Origin of the sequence: Pumilibacter muris (genome assembly GCF_943193045.1) — a bacterium.
Classification (GTDB): domain Bacteria; phylum Bacillota; class Clostridia; order Christensenellales; family Pumilibacteraceae; genus Pumilibacter; species Pumilibacter muris.
In genome coordinates, this window is sequence record NZ_CALPCN010000002.1 from 219,849 (window position 1) to 232,940 (window position 13,092).

At 48.4% G+C, this 13,092-nt stretch carries 24 protein-coding genes; all 24 read right to left on the reverse strand.

The annotated features are described in order from the left end of the window. Positions 1-64: 64 nt before the first annotated feature. Positions 65-589 carry a membrane protein insertion efficiency factor YidD gene (gene yidD, locus NFR62_RS03600; protein WP_251614247.1) on the reverse strand — a complete coding sequence of 175 codons (525 nt, stop codon included), beginning with the start codon at positions 587-589 and terminating at the stop codon, positions 65-67. A gap of 23 nt (positions 590-612) precedes the next feature. Then, positions 613-1,173, reverse strand: a complete 561-nt coding sequence (locus NFR62_RS03605; RefSeq protein WP_251614249.1) for a hypothetical protein — start codon at positions 1,171-1,173, stop codon at positions 613-615. A 122-nt stretch (positions 1,174-1,295) separates the two neighbouring features. Then, complete coding sequence (locus NFR62_RS03610; RefSeq protein ID WP_251614251.1) at positions 1,296-1,802, reverse strand: bL17 family ribosomal protein; 507 nt, start codon at positions 1,800-1,802, stop codon at positions 1,296-1,298. 19 nt (positions 1,803-1,821) lie between these two features. Further along, complete coding sequence (locus NFR62_RS03615; RefSeq protein ID WP_251614253.1) at positions 1,822-2,775, reverse strand: DNA-directed RNA polymerase subunit alpha; 954 nt, start codon at positions 2,773-2,775, stop codon at positions 1,822-1,824. A 137-nt stretch (positions 2,776-2,912) separates the two neighbouring features. Next, entirely contained in the window at positions 2,913-3,533 is a 621-nt protein-coding gene (rpsD, locus tag NFR62_RS03620; protein WP_251614283.1) for a 30S ribosomal protein S4, read from the reverse strand. 18 nt (positions 3,534-3,551) lie between these two features. Then, positions 3,552-3,944: a 30S ribosomal protein S11 gene (gene rpsK, locus NFR62_RS03625; protein ID WP_251614286.1), complete on the reverse strand. Its 393-nt coding sequence runs from the start codon at positions 3,942-3,944 to the stop codon at positions 3,552-3,554. 12 nt (positions 3,945-3,956) lie between these two features. Further along, on the reverse strand, positions 3,957-4,328 hold the full coding sequence (rpsM, locus tag NFR62_RS03630; protein WP_251614291.1) for a 30S ribosomal protein S13: 372 nt from the start codon (positions 4,326-4,328) through the stop codon (positions 3,957-3,959). 387 nt (positions 4,329-4,715) lie between these two features. Then, positions 4,716-4,832, reverse strand: coding sequence for a 50S ribosomal protein L36 (gene rpmJ, locus NFR62_RS03635; protein ID WP_251614294.1), 117 nt, complete (start codon positions 4,830-4,832; stop codon positions 4,716-4,718). Positions 4,833-4,882: 50 nt separating this feature from the next. Next, complete coding sequence (gene infA, locus NFR62_RS03640) at positions 4,883-5,104, reverse strand: translation initiation factor IF-1 (protein ID WP_251614297.1); 222 nt, start codon at positions 5,102-5,104, stop codon at positions 4,883-4,885. Positions 5,105-5,202: 98 nt separating this feature from the next. Then, entirely contained in the window at positions 5,203-5,499 is a 297-nt protein-coding gene (locus NFR62_RS03645) for a KOW domain-containing RNA-binding protein (RefSeq protein WP_251614300.1), read from the reverse strand. Positions 5,500-5,572: 73 nt separating this feature from the next. After that, positions 5,573-6,316, reverse strand: a complete 744-nt coding sequence (map, locus tag NFR62_RS03650) for a type I methionyl aminopeptidase (RefSeq protein WP_251614303.1) — start codon at positions 6,314-6,316, stop codon at positions 5,573-5,575. Positions 6,317-6,332: 16 nt separating this feature from the next. Next, positions 6,333-6,959, reverse strand: coding sequence for an adenylate kinase (locus tag NFR62_RS03655; RefSeq protein ID WP_251614306.1), 627 nt, complete (start codon positions 6,957-6,959; stop codon positions 6,333-6,335). Positions 6,960-7,214: 255 nt separating this feature from the next. After that, the gene (gene secY / locus NFR62_RS03660; protein ID WP_251614308.1) at positions 7,215-8,498 is read right to left on the reverse strand and encodes a preprotein translocase subunit SecY; all 1,284 of its coding nucleotides are present in this window, start codon (positions 8,496-8,498) and stop codon (positions 7,215-7,217) included. A 38-nt stretch (positions 8,499-8,536) separates the two neighbouring features. Then, a complete protein-coding gene (gene rplO / locus NFR62_RS03665; protein ID WP_251614312.1) occupies positions 8,537-8,980 on the reverse strand; it encodes a 50S ribosomal protein L15 in 444 nt (147 codons plus the stop codon). A 5-nt stretch (positions 8,981-8,985) separates the two neighbouring features. Next, positions 8,986-9,195, reverse strand: coding sequence for a 50S ribosomal protein L30 (gene rpmD, locus NFR62_RS03670; protein ID WP_251614328.1), 210 nt, complete (start codon positions 9,193-9,195; stop codon positions 8,986-8,988). Between the two features lie 10 nt (positions 9,196-9,205). Further along, complete coding sequence (rpsE, locus tag NFR62_RS03675; protein ID WP_251614343.1) at positions 9,206-9,718, reverse strand: 30S ribosomal protein S5; 513 nt, start codon at positions 9,716-9,718, stop codon at positions 9,206-9,208. A 15-nt stretch (positions 9,719-9,733) separates the two neighbouring features. Then, positions 9,734-10,096: a 50S ribosomal protein L18 gene (gene rplR / locus NFR62_RS03680; protein ID WP_251614356.1), complete on the reverse strand. Its 363-nt coding sequence runs from the start codon at positions 10,094-10,096 to the stop codon at positions 9,734-9,736. A 13-nt stretch (positions 10,097-10,109) separates the two neighbouring features. Next, a complete protein-coding gene (gene rplF, locus NFR62_RS03685) occupies positions 10,110-10,652 on the reverse strand; it encodes a 50S ribosomal protein L6 (RefSeq protein ID WP_251614368.1) in 543 nt (180 codons plus the stop codon). An 18-nt stretch (positions 10,653-10,670) separates the two neighbouring features. Further along, positions 10,671-11,069, reverse strand: coding sequence for a 30S ribosomal protein S8 (gene rpsH, locus NFR62_RS03690; protein ID WP_251614371.1), 399 nt, complete (start codon positions 11,067-11,069; stop codon positions 10,671-10,673). A gap of 15 nt (positions 11,070-11,084) precedes the next feature. Further along, complete coding sequence (locus NFR62_RS03695; protein ID WP_251548526.1) at positions 11,085-11,270, reverse strand: type Z 30S ribosomal protein S14; 186 nt, start codon at positions 11,268-11,270, stop codon at positions 11,085-11,087. 19 nt (positions 11,271-11,289) lie between these two features. Beyond that, complete coding sequence (rplE, locus tag NFR62_RS03700; RefSeq protein ID WP_275556879.1) at positions 11,290-11,895, reverse strand: 50S ribosomal protein L5; 606 nt, start codon at positions 11,893-11,895, stop codon at positions 11,290-11,292. Between the two features lie 11 nt (positions 11,896-11,906). Continuing rightward, a complete protein-coding gene (gene rplX / locus NFR62_RS10170; RefSeq protein WP_338049886.1) occupies positions 11,907-12,431 on the reverse strand; it encodes a 50S ribosomal protein L24 in 525 nt (174 codons plus the stop codon). Between the two features lie 15 nt (positions 12,432-12,446). After that, entirely contained in the window at positions 12,447-12,815 is a 369-nt protein-coding gene (rplN, locus tag NFR62_RS03710; RefSeq protein ID WP_251614374.1) for a 50S ribosomal protein L14, read from the reverse strand. Between the two features lie 13 nt (positions 12,816-12,828). Further along, positions 12,829-13,092 carry a 30S ribosomal protein S17 gene (gene rpsQ, locus NFR62_RS03715; RefSeq protein ID WP_251614376.1) on the reverse strand — a complete coding sequence of 88 codons (264 nt, stop codon included), beginning with the start codon at positions 13,090-13,092 and terminating at the stop codon, positions 12,829-12,831.

Consider the following 13,092-nt stretch of genomic DNA (forward strand, 5'->3'; position numbering starts at 1 on the left):
TCAAACAATAAACTTATTATTAAAGCTAATATAGCATTAAAACACTAAAAAGTCAAGTTCTTTTCTATTCGAGTTCGTCTTTGCCGCCGTTGGGCGGGTGGCACCTACGCAGTCTTTTGATAATTTTCGGCACGCCGCGAACAACACCGTATTTTTGCAAAGCTTCTATCGCATACTCAGAGCATGACGGAGTGAACACGCACCTGAGCCGCACTTCGTCGGGCGCAATAGCTTGATATGCTTTTACGCACCAAATTAGAATTGCACGCATTCGCAACACAACGTATAGCAAAAGCACGCTTAAACTAATGCCGAGCGAAAGCGCTAATTTGTGTTTAGGCAAAGTAAAAAACAACGCGCAAAAAATTCCAGAAGCAACGGCAAGCGGAAAAAAGATATTAGCAAACGCGCGCCACACGCCGATTTTGGGGCGTACAAGATTTTTTCGGCGCTCGCGCTCTTTCCGCAAAAGTTCAAGCGGATTAGGCAACACGTCTTTTTGCTCTTGCACAACGAAAGAATCCGTCTCGGCTTTTTCTGCCGAAACGGATTTATCGTTTAATTCCGTTGTGTTTTCTTCCGTTTGCATTTTCTTATAACAAGCCTTTTAGCTTATAAAATCGCTATCGAATACAAGAGCTTTGCGGGAAAATCCGATTCCACAGCAACGTCGGGATTATTGAAAGCGATAGTCAACGTAACTTGTTTACCCGAAGAATTGTAGCAAAATTGATATTCCTTAATCACTTTCGAAGAACTGCGCTCTGTTAGCGTGAGTTCGTCAGCCAAAATCCACAGCCCGCTGAGCTTATAAAATTTAAACGAATCGAGTTTGCAATCGAAACCGCTTGCCGACATCGCGCTTTTAATGTCTTTCTCGAACTTAGACTCTTTTATTCTTTGCACTTTCGCGCTGCTATCTACCGTATTAACGTTAAAAGTGCCGTCGGGAAACCTATATAAGTCCACCCCGTTCACATGCGAATCGTATTTGCAGTTAGGCGGGATATAAAACGAGCTTCCCGCATATTCCAAACGCTCGTAGCCTTCAGGCGCTATTCCGCCCTCGCCTTCTATCGCCGCAGGGTCGGTTATGCCGCAACCGCAAAACACAAACGCGCATATTAAAACAAGCGCCGCGCTTAAAACAACGGATTTAGCGTTCTTTTTCATACTGTATCCTCCCGAACCGATTTCGATTCAATTATACCCCGTTCGAAAGCGCTGCCGAATTGCTATACAAAAAGCGAACCGTATCGATATTTGAAGTTAGGTTCGCTTTTGTAAACAATTTGTTACACTAATTCTATAAGAGCCGCTTCGGCGCTGTCGCCTCTGCGGAATCCCATTTTGAGCACGCGGGTATAGCCGCCCTTTTGCCCTAAATCGGATGCGCGCTTTGTGTATTTGGGCGCGTACTCGTTAAAGATTTTTTCAATAAGCGGATGCTGAATATGTTCGGTGCGTTGCTTGAACGCAAGCGCTGATTCTTTGGCGCCGCGCTGTTCTTGACGGTCGTACACAATGCTCATAATTCTGCGACGAGCCGCAAGTTTTTTGGGTCCGTCGTTTACGAGCTCCACCTTGATTTCGCCCTTGTCGGTTTTGCGGGTTTCCACCTTTTTATAGGTGTCGGTGTAGCTGTTAATCGCCATAGTAAGAATTTTGTCCGCCATACGGCTCACTTCTTTGGCGCGTTCGTAAGTGGTTTCGATTTTGCCGTTCCAAAGAAGCTCGGTAACTTGATTTCTCAAAAGAGCCATTCTTTGGTCGGTGGGTCTTCCCAATTTTCTCTGTTCCATACTGTTTAACTTTTACTCCTTAATCGTCGTTGCTTTTCAAGTCGAGTCCGTAGCTGCGAAGCTTTCCGATTACCTCGTCAAGCGACTTGCGTCCCAGATTGCGAACTTTAAGCATATCTTCTTCCGTTCTCTTAGTAAGGTCTTCCACCGTATGAATGGCGGCGCGCTTTAAGCAATTATAGCTGCGAACGCTCAAATCCATATCTTCGATGTTCATTTCGAGAACTTTTTGCTGTTTGTCTTCCTCGCGCGAAACAAGAATGTCCATACCCGATATAACGTCCGACAAATTCACGAATAACCTGATATGGTCTTCTATCGCCTTAGCTGCCAAACTCAAAACGTCTTTCGCCGATAAGCTGCCGTCCGTTTTAACTTCGAGCGTAAGTTTGTCGTAGTCTATATTCTGCCCTACGCGAGTTGCTTCCACCGAGTAGCTCGCCGCTTTCACGGGGGTGAAAATAGCGTCGATGGGAATGTAGCCTATGGGCTGGGTGTCGTCTTTGTGGTTCACCGCCACAACGTAACCTCTGCCGCGCGCAACCGTCATTTCCATAAAGAGCTTGCCGCCCTCGTCCAGCGTGCAGATGTACATGTCGGGGTTGAGCACTTCTATTTCGGGGTCGATTTCTATATCCTTAGCGGTTACGATACCCGGCGTGTTGCGCTCGATTTTCAACACCTTTTTGAGCGTTTTATCCGAATAGTTAGCTTTAAGATTTAGCCCTTTAAGATTGAGGATTATTTCGGCTACGTCTTCTTTAACGCCCTTGATGGTTGTGAACTCATGGCTTGCGCCTTCGATGCGAATCCCCACCACAGCCGTGCCGGGCAGAGCCGACAAAAGAACTCTGCGAAGCGCGTTGCCGAGCGTGATGCCATAACCGCGCTCAAGGGGTTCAACTACAAATTTTCCCGCCCTTAAATCGGGGCTTTCCTCAAGCGTAATACGTGGCTTTTCGATTTCCATCATATTCATTCAATTCTCCTTGACGGCAACTCGCCGCATCTATCAGTCGGCGTTTGCCTATAACACTGTTTTTACTGTTTATGCCTCGCATTCAAGCCGCCTTAGCGGTTTTAATTTCCGCCGCTTGCGGCACTCCGTTATTATTTGGAGTACAACTCTACTATAAGCTGTTCGTTTATGTTGAGGTCGATATCTTCACGCTTCGGACTGTCTGTAATTTTGCCTACAAGAGTTTCGGTATTAAATTCGAGCCATTTGGGCATTACGATTCTCGCGCCGCGCAACTCTTTGAAAATAGCGTTGTCTTTCTTCGCGTCGCTCACCGCAATCACGTCGCCGATTTTAACTTGATACGACGGAATATCCACGCTCTTGCCGTTCACGGTAATGTGCCCGTGATTAACTATTTGGCGGCACTGCGCGCGGCTTGCGCCTATTCCCATGCGGTAAACAACGTTGTCGAGCCTGCGCTCTATGAGTGCGAGCATATTTTCGCCCGTTACGCCGCGCATACGCTCGGCTTCCTCGTAGTAGCTACGGAATTGCTTTTCAAGCAACCCGTAAGCGCGCTTTGCCTTTTGTTTTTCGCGGAGCTGAACGCTGTATTCGCTCGCCTTTTTGCGTCCCATGCCGTGCTGTCCGGGAGGAACGGGGCGACGCTCCATAGCGCATTTTTTGCTGGTGCAACGCTCGCCTTTGAGGAAAAGTTTTTGACCCTCGCGGCGGCACTGACGACAATCTGCACATGTATATTTAGCCATTTTATTCTATTTCTCCTATTAAACTCTTCTGCGTTTGGGCGGACGGCAACCGTTGTGCGGTATGGGCGAAACGTCGGTTATGCTCGTAACGTTAAGTCCCACAACTTCGAGCGCGCGTATTGCCGATTCTCTTCCGCTTCCCGGTCCTTTAACGAAAACGTCTACCGATTTAAGACCGTGCTCTTTTGCCGCAGCCGCAGCTTTTTCGGAAGCCTGCTGAGCCGCAAACGGAGTGCTCTTGCGGCTACCGCGAAAGTTAAGAGCGCCTGCGCTGCACGCCGAAATGGCGTTTCCCTGCTCGTCGGTTACGGTTATAATCGTATTGTTGAACGAAGCGTGAATGTGCACTTGCCCTTTATCTATATTTTTTGTTACTCTGCTCTTTCTGGAAGAAGTCTTTTTAACTGCCATTGTTATGCTCTCCTACTTTTTCTTCGCTCTGCCGACGGTACGCTTCGGCCCTTTGCGGGTGCGGGCGTTTTGCTTGGTGTTCTGCCCGCGCACAGGAAGCCCTTTGCGATGACGCACACCGCGATAGCATCCGATTTCCATAAGACGCTTTATGTTAAGAGCAACTTCGCGGTGCAAATCGCCTTCAACGCGAAGATTATGCTCCACATAGTTGCGGATTTTGTTTACCTCTTCTTCCGAAAGGTCTTTAACTCTCGTATCGGGATTTACGCCCGTATCCGCCAAAATCTTTTGAGCGGTGGGCTTGCCGATACCGTAAATATACGTTAGTCCGATTTCCACGCGCTTCTCGCGGGGCAAATCTATTCCGGCTATTCTTGCCACTTTCTTTTTCTCCTTAAATTTGTTAAATGTCGAACTTTTTCGGGACTTTGCGCGACGAAGGCCGCTTCACGTTATGCTTGCGCCCAAACGGATTTTCCGTAGTCCCGCAGCGCCGCAATCAGGTGATTATATATAAAACGCGTTTTTCCGAAAACTTATGGAATGTTAAGTTTTAGGCTACTCCGCGAGCATTGCTTTTTTAATGTTGCACAAATTGCTTTTCGTTCTTTTTATTGCAGTGTTAGTCGCGTTTGAACCGAAACGCCTATTGCAATATAAACTTTAATTTCGTTAAACTGAAAATGTACTTAAACGCCAAAACTGCGCACGGACAATTTCCTTCTGTTTAAAGGATTCCGCACGCATTTCGTTCGCATATTAAAACGTTTAGCCCTGACGCTGCTTGTGGTTGGCGTATTTGGAGCAAATCACCATAACCTTGCCATGACGCTTAATTACCTTGCATCTGTCGCACATGGGCTTTACCGAAGCTCTTACTTTCATTTTTCAAACACCTCTTCTTTTAATGTAACCGACTGCAAACGCAGACTTTCTCAGTTTTTGTTACGGTAGGTTATTCTGCCTTTCGTGATGTCGTAAGGCGACATTTCGATTTTAACGGTATCGCCCTCCAAAATCTTGATGTAGTGCATGCGAATTTTACCCGAAATCGTGCACGTTACAATATGACCGTTCGACAGCTTTACCTTAAACACAGCATTGCGCAGGCACTCTACCACCACGCCTTCTGCTTCGATATTGTCGGACTTTGGCATAAATTCTCCTTTTCTTTTTTTCGCTTATAAAAGCGAGTTATTTGCCGTAACCTTATAAATATACGGGGTTCCACCCCTGCCGAATCCGCGAAACGTTTTTAATTTTTAGCGTTTCCCGAAAATTCTTTAAGTATTTTCCGCACCGCCGAATCGGTAAGACCACCGCTTGCAAACGCCGTTTTCGCTTGCTCGCTTTCGCCGAGCGGCTTTAAATGCTTAACACGCTTTGTTTTGAGTTTTGCGAGCGGTCTTTTGTCTCCGTCGGTTAAAAGAACAAAATCTTTGCCGACAACCGCCGCTATTAAATATATTCTTCCTTTGTCGTGCCCCATTCGGCTCTGCGCCGCCTGCCCGACGCCCGGAAACTCAAAGGCGTACATTTTATTATAGCACATAATTTCCTTTTTGTAAAGCGGCTTAACACACCTAACTCTGTCGAAGAACGAACATTTTTGGCGCACCGCCTTATTAAAGAGTTAAAATTTCGGGCTCTCCGTCGCGCACGAGAATTGTGTTTTCGTAATGCGCCGATAAGCTGCCGTCAGCCGTTCGTGTGGTCCAACCGTCGGGGTCGAACTTTATCTTGAACGTTCCTGCGTTAATCATAGGCTCAACCGCAATCGTATAGCCCGATTTAAGCAACACGCCTGTTCCTTCCTTTCCGAAGTTCGGCACGTTGGGCTCTTCGTGCATATTGCGCCCTATACCGTGCCCAATCATTTCGCGCACAACGCCGTAGCCGTGACTTTCGGCATGGCGCTGAATTGCGTTTGAAAGGTCGCCGAGTCTTTTTCCGTCGCGCGCGTGCTTTATTCCTTCGAAGAAGCATTCGCGCGTAACGTCTATAAGTTTTTGCGCGCCGTCCGAAATCTTTCCTACCGCGAACGTGCGCGCGGCGTCGCCCTGCCATCCGTCTTTAACCACGCCCACGTCGATAGAAACGATGTCGCCCTCTTGCAAAACGTAGCCGCTCGGAATGCCGTGCACAACGACGTCGTTCACCGAAACGCATGCGGACGCAGGATACCCTCTGTAATGGAGAAACGACGGTTTTGCGTCGTGCGACACAATATACTCGTGTATTGCGGCGTTTACTTGTGCGGTTGTAACTCCGGGTTTGATTTTTTCCTCAATAAATTTAAGGACGTCGCCCGTAAGCTTGCCCGCAACGCGCATTTTGTTTATTTCGCTCGGTTTTTTAACAGTAATCATTTTGCTTCCGACGCCCTCAATTCCGAGAGTCCAGCAATTTTTCTATTTGGGCGAACACTTCGTCTATCGGCTTCATTCCGTCAACGCTTTCAAGTTTGCCCTTTGCGGAGTAATAATCGATTAGCGGTTTGGTTTGCTCGGCATAAACTCCGAGACGCTTGCCAACAGTTTCTTCGGTGTCGTCGGCGCGCTGAATTATTTCGCCGCCGCACTTAGGGCATCTCTTTTCCGCAAAAGTTGAAATATGGTAGCTTTCGCCGCATTTCGAGCACACTCTTCTGCCCGTGAGCCGCGCCATAAGCTTATCGAGCTCCACCGCGATATTAAGCACCAAATCGATTTCGCTCATTTTATCGAGCGCTTCCGCCTGAAATACGTTGCGCGGGAAACCGTCGAGCATAAAACCGTTTTTGCAATCGCTTTCTTTCAAGCGCTCGGCAACGATTTCGCAAGTAACTTCGTCGGGCACGAGTTGCCCTTTATCGATATACGCTTTGGCTTTAAGACCTACGGGCGTACCCTCTTTTAAGTTCTTGCGGAATATGTCGCCCGTTGATATGTGCGTTATTCCGTATTTCTCGGCAATCTTAGTCGCCTGCGTGCCTTTTCCCGCACCCGGCGCACCCAACAAAACTATTTTCATATTTTTTCCTTTTTTATGGTTCGAAAGCTTTTACAACTCTATGTTTGAGATTGCTTCGCTACGCTCGCAATGACATGTACGCCTAAGGCGGTGCAGACGGGTTGCGGATTTTCGCAATAGTCGCTGCCAAATCCGACTTTCGCGGGCGTGTACCGCGAAAGGACTCCCCTTTAAGCTCGTCCAAGTCGGGTTAAGCAAGGAAGCGTGCGCTTTACGCACGCGCACCGTAGCGCCGACTTGCGTTTGGGCGACAATTTACTTTAAGAAGCCGCGATACTGCTTCATCATCAACTGACTCTGCAACTGCTTTTCGAATTCGAGCGCCACCGAAACAACTATGAGCATACCTGTGGAGCTGAACGCGTTAACAAGCGCAATCGAAGTGCCCGAGCTGAACACAAAGTTGAAAATTATCGAGGGCACTATTGCGATAATCGCAAGGAAAATAGCTCCGAACAAGGTGAGACGCTTGTTGATTTTTTTAAGATAATCGCTTGTCTGCTTGCCCGGACGAAGTCCCGTAATATTTCCGCCGTACTGTTGAATGTTGCGCGCAACTTCTTCGGCGTTAAACTGAATCTGCGCATAGAAGAAGCTGAAAAACAAAATCAAAAGTCCAACAAGAACGCTGTATATGGGCTTGCCCGTTCCCAACCAATTCGTCCAGAATTTGTAGAAACCTTTCGTCGGGTCCATATTGAACATACTCATAATAAGCTGAGGGAACGAAAGTATTGCCGTAGAGAAGATTATGGGCAACACGCCGCTCGCGTTTACTTTAATGGGGATATATGTGGTCTGTCCGCCGTATTGCTTGCGTCCCTTTATTTGCTTTGCATAGTGCACGGGAATCTTGCGCTCGGCAAGGTCTACGAACACTATGAACGCGAAAATCACGACAACAAGCAACAAGAATGCCAACAACTGCCAAGGCGCGTTTTGGTCGGTTCCTTTAACCCATGCGGTGATTACCGACACAATGCTTATACCCGCAGTTGAAAGTATACCCACGAAGATAAGAAGCGATATGCCGTTTCCAACGCCGATTTCGGTAATTCTTTCGCCGAGCCACATTGTGAACATAGAGCCCGCCACCAAAATAGCGCCCACGAAAATGCAGACGAGCCACTTTTTCATGTTAACGTTAAACACCGTTGTGCTTATTTGGTCGCCGCGCGAGAAATTTATAACAATGCCGATAGCCTGAGCCACCGCAAGCACAAGAGTAAATATTCTTGTGAGTTTGTTAAGTTTCTTTCTACCCTCGTCACCCTGTTTGCTCCAACGCTCCAAAGGGGGAATGGCGACGGTTAAGAGCTGAATGATAATCGACGCATTGATATACGGCGAAATACCGATTGCCAAAAACGCGCCGTTAGTAAGCGCGCCGCCGGTAATCATACTCAGCAACGAAAGAATGTCGCCCGAATTGCCTGCTTGTCCGGCATAGGTTTCGCCCGTTATGCCGGGAATGGGAAGCCAACAACCCAAGCGGTAAACAAACATCAGCGCCAAAGTGATAAGGATTTTCTTTCGCACATCCTTATTCTTAAACGCGTTAACGAGTGTTTGAAACATTACAACACCTCTACTTTACCACCGGCTTTCTCGATTTTCTCTATTGCGGATTTCGAGAATTTTTTAGCCTGCACGGTTATTTTTTTGGTGAGCTCGCCGTTTGCAAGCACCTTCAATCCGTAAGGTTCCTCTTTGCCGACTATTCCGTTTTTAATCAACGTTTCGAGATTAACCACAGCGCCGTCTTCGAATTCGTTAAGGTCGCCGAGATTAACTATAGAGTATACTTTTTTGTAGCGGTTGTCAAATCCCGTTTTGGGAAGTCTGCGCGAAAGGGGCATCTGCCCGCCCTCGAAGCCGGGACGAACCCCGCCTCCGCTACGCGCCCACTGGCCTTTATGACCCTTGCCGCTCGTTTTGCCCGTACCGGAACCGATACCGCGCCCCAAGCGTTTCACACCTCTTTTTGCGCCTACCGCAGGCGATAAATCGTGCATTTTCATTACTTTTATACCTCCTCTACGGTAACGAGGTGCTTCACAACGAAAATCATACCGCGCATTGCGGGATTGTCGTTAACTACCACGCTGGAACGAATTTTTTTGAGGCCTAACGCCTGCACCGTTCTTTTATGTTTTTCAAGGCTGCCGATTGTGCTTTTCACCAAAGTAACCTTTAATTTCTTAGTTTCGGCGTTCTCAGTCTTTTTTGTAGCCATTTCGCCTCTCCTATCCTAAAATTTCTTCTACGGTCTTGCCTCTGAGCGCCGCAACCTGCTCGGGCGAACGGAGCGCGGTAAGCCCTCCGAACGTTGCCTTAACGCTGTTTATGGGATTGCGACTACCGTAGCTTTTCGTGGTGATATTCTTAATTCCCGCAAGCTCCACAACCGCGCGCACGCTGCCGCCGGCTATAACGCCGGTACCTTCGGGAGCGGGACGCATGAGAACCTGCGAGGTTCCGAACTTGCCTATAATTTCGTGCGGAATTGTGCCGTCGGAAAGAGCTATTTTCACCAAACTGCGGCGAGCCACGCCCTCAGCCTTTTTAATTGCTTCGGGAACTTCCGCCGCTTTGCCCGTGCCGATTCCCACGCTTCCGTTGCCGTCGCCCACCACAACAAGCGCCGAAAAGCGCATGTTGCGTCCGCCTTTAACAACCTTTGTGATACGGTTTACCGCTACGAGTTTGCTTTTAAAGCCGTCGTCGGGCTTCATTTCTTCACGTTCACGTCTTGCCATTTCTGCATTCCTCCGCTAAAATTTGAGGCCCGCTTCACGAGCACCGTCGGCAAGAGCTTTAACCCTGCCTGTGTAAAGGTAACCGCCGCGGTCGAAAACAACGCATTCGATTCCTTTCGCTTTCGCCTTTTCGGCGATTTTCGCGCCCACAATAGCGGCCGCTTCGGTTTTGGTCTTGCCCTTCACGTTCACGTCTTTGGCAACCGTCGAGCTCGACGCGAGCGTAACGCCCGCAACGTCGTCGATAATCTGCGCGTAAATGTGCGAAGTGGAGCGGTACACGTTCAAACGGGGGCACTCGGCGGTTCCCGACACGTTGTGACGAACGCGCAAATGACGCTTAACACGAACTTGATTTTTATTCTGTTTGTTTATCATATCGCTTTGCTCCTTACTTGCCCGCCGTCTTACCTTCTTTCTTCACAAGAACTTCGTCCGAATAATGGAGTCCGTAGTTGTGGTAAGGCTCCACAGGGCGCTTACTGCGTATGGTCGCCGCCGTCTGCCCCACAAGCTCTTTGCTTATGCCCGAAACCACTATGGTAGTAATGTCGGGGCAAGCGATTGTGATGCCTTCGGGAGCGGTGAACTCTACTGGATGGCTGTATCCTAAGTTCATTGTGAGCTTGTTGCCCGAAACTGCGGCTTTATAGCCTACGCCTTGAACTATAAGCGTGCGGCTAAACGGCGTAACCACGCCCGCCACCATGTTGGCAATAAGCTGACGGTAAAGCCCGTGCTTCGATTTCGTTTCTTTCTTTTCGTCGGAACGCGTAACGTGCACTTCGGCGCCTTCAACTTTAACTTCTATTTTATTGCTTGCGATTTCGCGCTCTAACGCGCCTTTGGGTCCGCTCACCTTAACGGTTGAACCCGCAATCTCCACTTTAACTCCGGCGGGGATTGCAATGGGCATTCTTCCTATTCTCGACATAATGCTTTGCCTCCCTTATTACCAAACGTAAGCAAGCACTTCGCCGCCCACTTTTTGAGCGCGCGCCTGCTTATCCGTCATAACGCCTTTGCTTGTGGAAATGATTGCTATACCCAAACCGCCCAAAACTTTGGGAAGGTCTTCGTATCCGCAATACACTCTAAGACCGGGCTTACTGATACGTTTGAGGTTTGTTATAACTCTCTCGTATTTGTTGCCGTATTTAAGAACAATGTTTATAACGGGGTGTCCGTTGTCGTCGCCTATTTCGGCGCTTTTAATAAAGCCTTCGCTCACGAGTATGTCGGCAATGGCTTTCTTCATTTTGGAAGAAGGAACCGACACGGTGTCGTGGCGCGCGGTGAGCGCGTTACGAATTCTCGTCAACAAATCTGCAATGGGGTCTGTTGTAACCATATTTCGCTGTCCTCCTTACCAACTCGACTTCTTAACGCCGGGAATTTCGCCCTTATAGGCAAGCTCGCGGAAACATATTCTGCAAATTCCGAACTTTTTCAGCACAGCGTGCGGACGTCCGCAAATATTGCAACGCGTGTATGCGCGAGTGGAAAACTTCGCAGGCTTCTGCTGCTTGTTTATCATTGCTTTCTTAGCCATAATTTTCTCCTATCCTCCGCTAATTCCGAAACGGCATACCCATCTTGGTGAGCAATGCCTTCGCTTCGTCGTCCGACTTAGCGGTAGTTACTATGCAAATATCGAATCCGCGTACTTTCTCCACCTGTTCGTAAGAGATTTCGGGGAAAATAATCTGCTCTTTAACGCCCATCGAGTAGTTTCCTCTGCCGTCGAACGACTTACCCGAAATTCCGCGAAAGTCGCGCACGCGCGGAAGCGCGATAGACACAAGCTTATCGAGGAATTCGTACATTTTGTCGCCGCGAAGCGTAACTTTTACGCCTATGGGCTGATTTTCGCGGAGCTTGAAGTTTGCAACGCTCTTTTTCGCTTTCGTCACAATGCTCTTTTGTCCGCAAATCGATTCGAGCTCGGCTTGAGCAAGCTGAATGCTCTTGTTGTTGTCTTTAATGTCGCCGAGACGCATATTGAGCGTGATTTTTTCGAGCTTGGGCACCTCGTTAACGTTCTTGTATCCTCTTTCGCTCATAAGCGCGGGAACAATTTCGCTAACGTAACGCTTTCTGAGGCGGTAACGGGGACTGTCGTCTTTTTTCGTATCGGTTGCCGCTTTTGCCGCAACCTGATTCTTCTTTTCTGCCATATTTCCTCCGATTAGTTCTCGCCGCCGTTGTCGGCAGTGTTCTCGGTAGCCTCAACCGCAGTGTCGGCTTCTTTCTTCACGACTTTTTTAACCGTCTTTTTCTCGGCGCTGTCGTCCGACTTTTTAGCGGTTTTCTTAGTCGTTTTCTTTTCTTTTACTTCTTCGGCGGGAGCTTCAACCTTTTCGGCTTTGCTCTTTTTAGCCTTTTTCTCAACCTTTTTGGGTTCTAACGACGCGCCGCATTTTTTGCAAACGCGGATTTTCTTATCGCCCTCCAAGCTGTGAGCCACGCGGGTTGCGTGATTGCACGAGGGGCAAAGAATTTGCACGTTGCTAACGTCTACGGGACCCGCCATTTTGTTTATGCCGCCCGGTTGGTTGGCGCCTCTCGGCTTGGTGTGCTTTGTTATAATGTTGCAACCTTCAACAACAACTCTGCCGCTTTTGGGGTCGCACGACGTGATTTTACCTTTCTTGCCTTTGTCTTTGCCGGCAATCATAAGTACGGTATCGCCTTTTTTAACGTTCATTTTCATTTCGGCAATTCCTCCTTAAAGCACTTCGGGCGCAAGCGATATGATTTTCATGTAATCTTTATCGCGGAGTTCGCGGGCAATCGGTCCGAAGATACGGGTTCCGCGCGGTTGCTTTTGGTTGTCTATAATCACGGCGGCGTTGTCGTCAAAACGAATGAACGAACCGTCGGGGCGACCCACGCCCTTGTTGGTGCGAACGATAACCGCTTTAACCACGTCGCCCTTTTTAACGGCGCCGCCCGTTGAAGCGCTTTTAACCGACGCGATAATCACGTCGCCTATGTTGCCGCTTCTGCGGAACGAACCGCCAAGCACGCGAATGCACATAATTTCTTTCGCGCCGCTGTTGTCGGCAACTTTAAGATAAGTTTGGGGTTGTATCATAATTCACCTCTCCTTACTTCGCCTTCTCGACTACTTTAACAAGGCGCCAACGTTTATCGCGCGACAAGGGGCGGGTTTCCATAATTTCCACTTTGTCGCCGATGCCCGCTTCGTTGTTTTCGTCGTGAGCTTTCAGTTTTTTGGTAGTGTTGATGGTCTTTTTGTACAGAGGGTGTTTCGTTTTGTCTTTAATGGCAACAACTATAGTTTTGTCCATTTTATCCGAAACGACGATTCCTTCACGAACCTTACGGTTATTTCTTTGTAATGTTTCCAT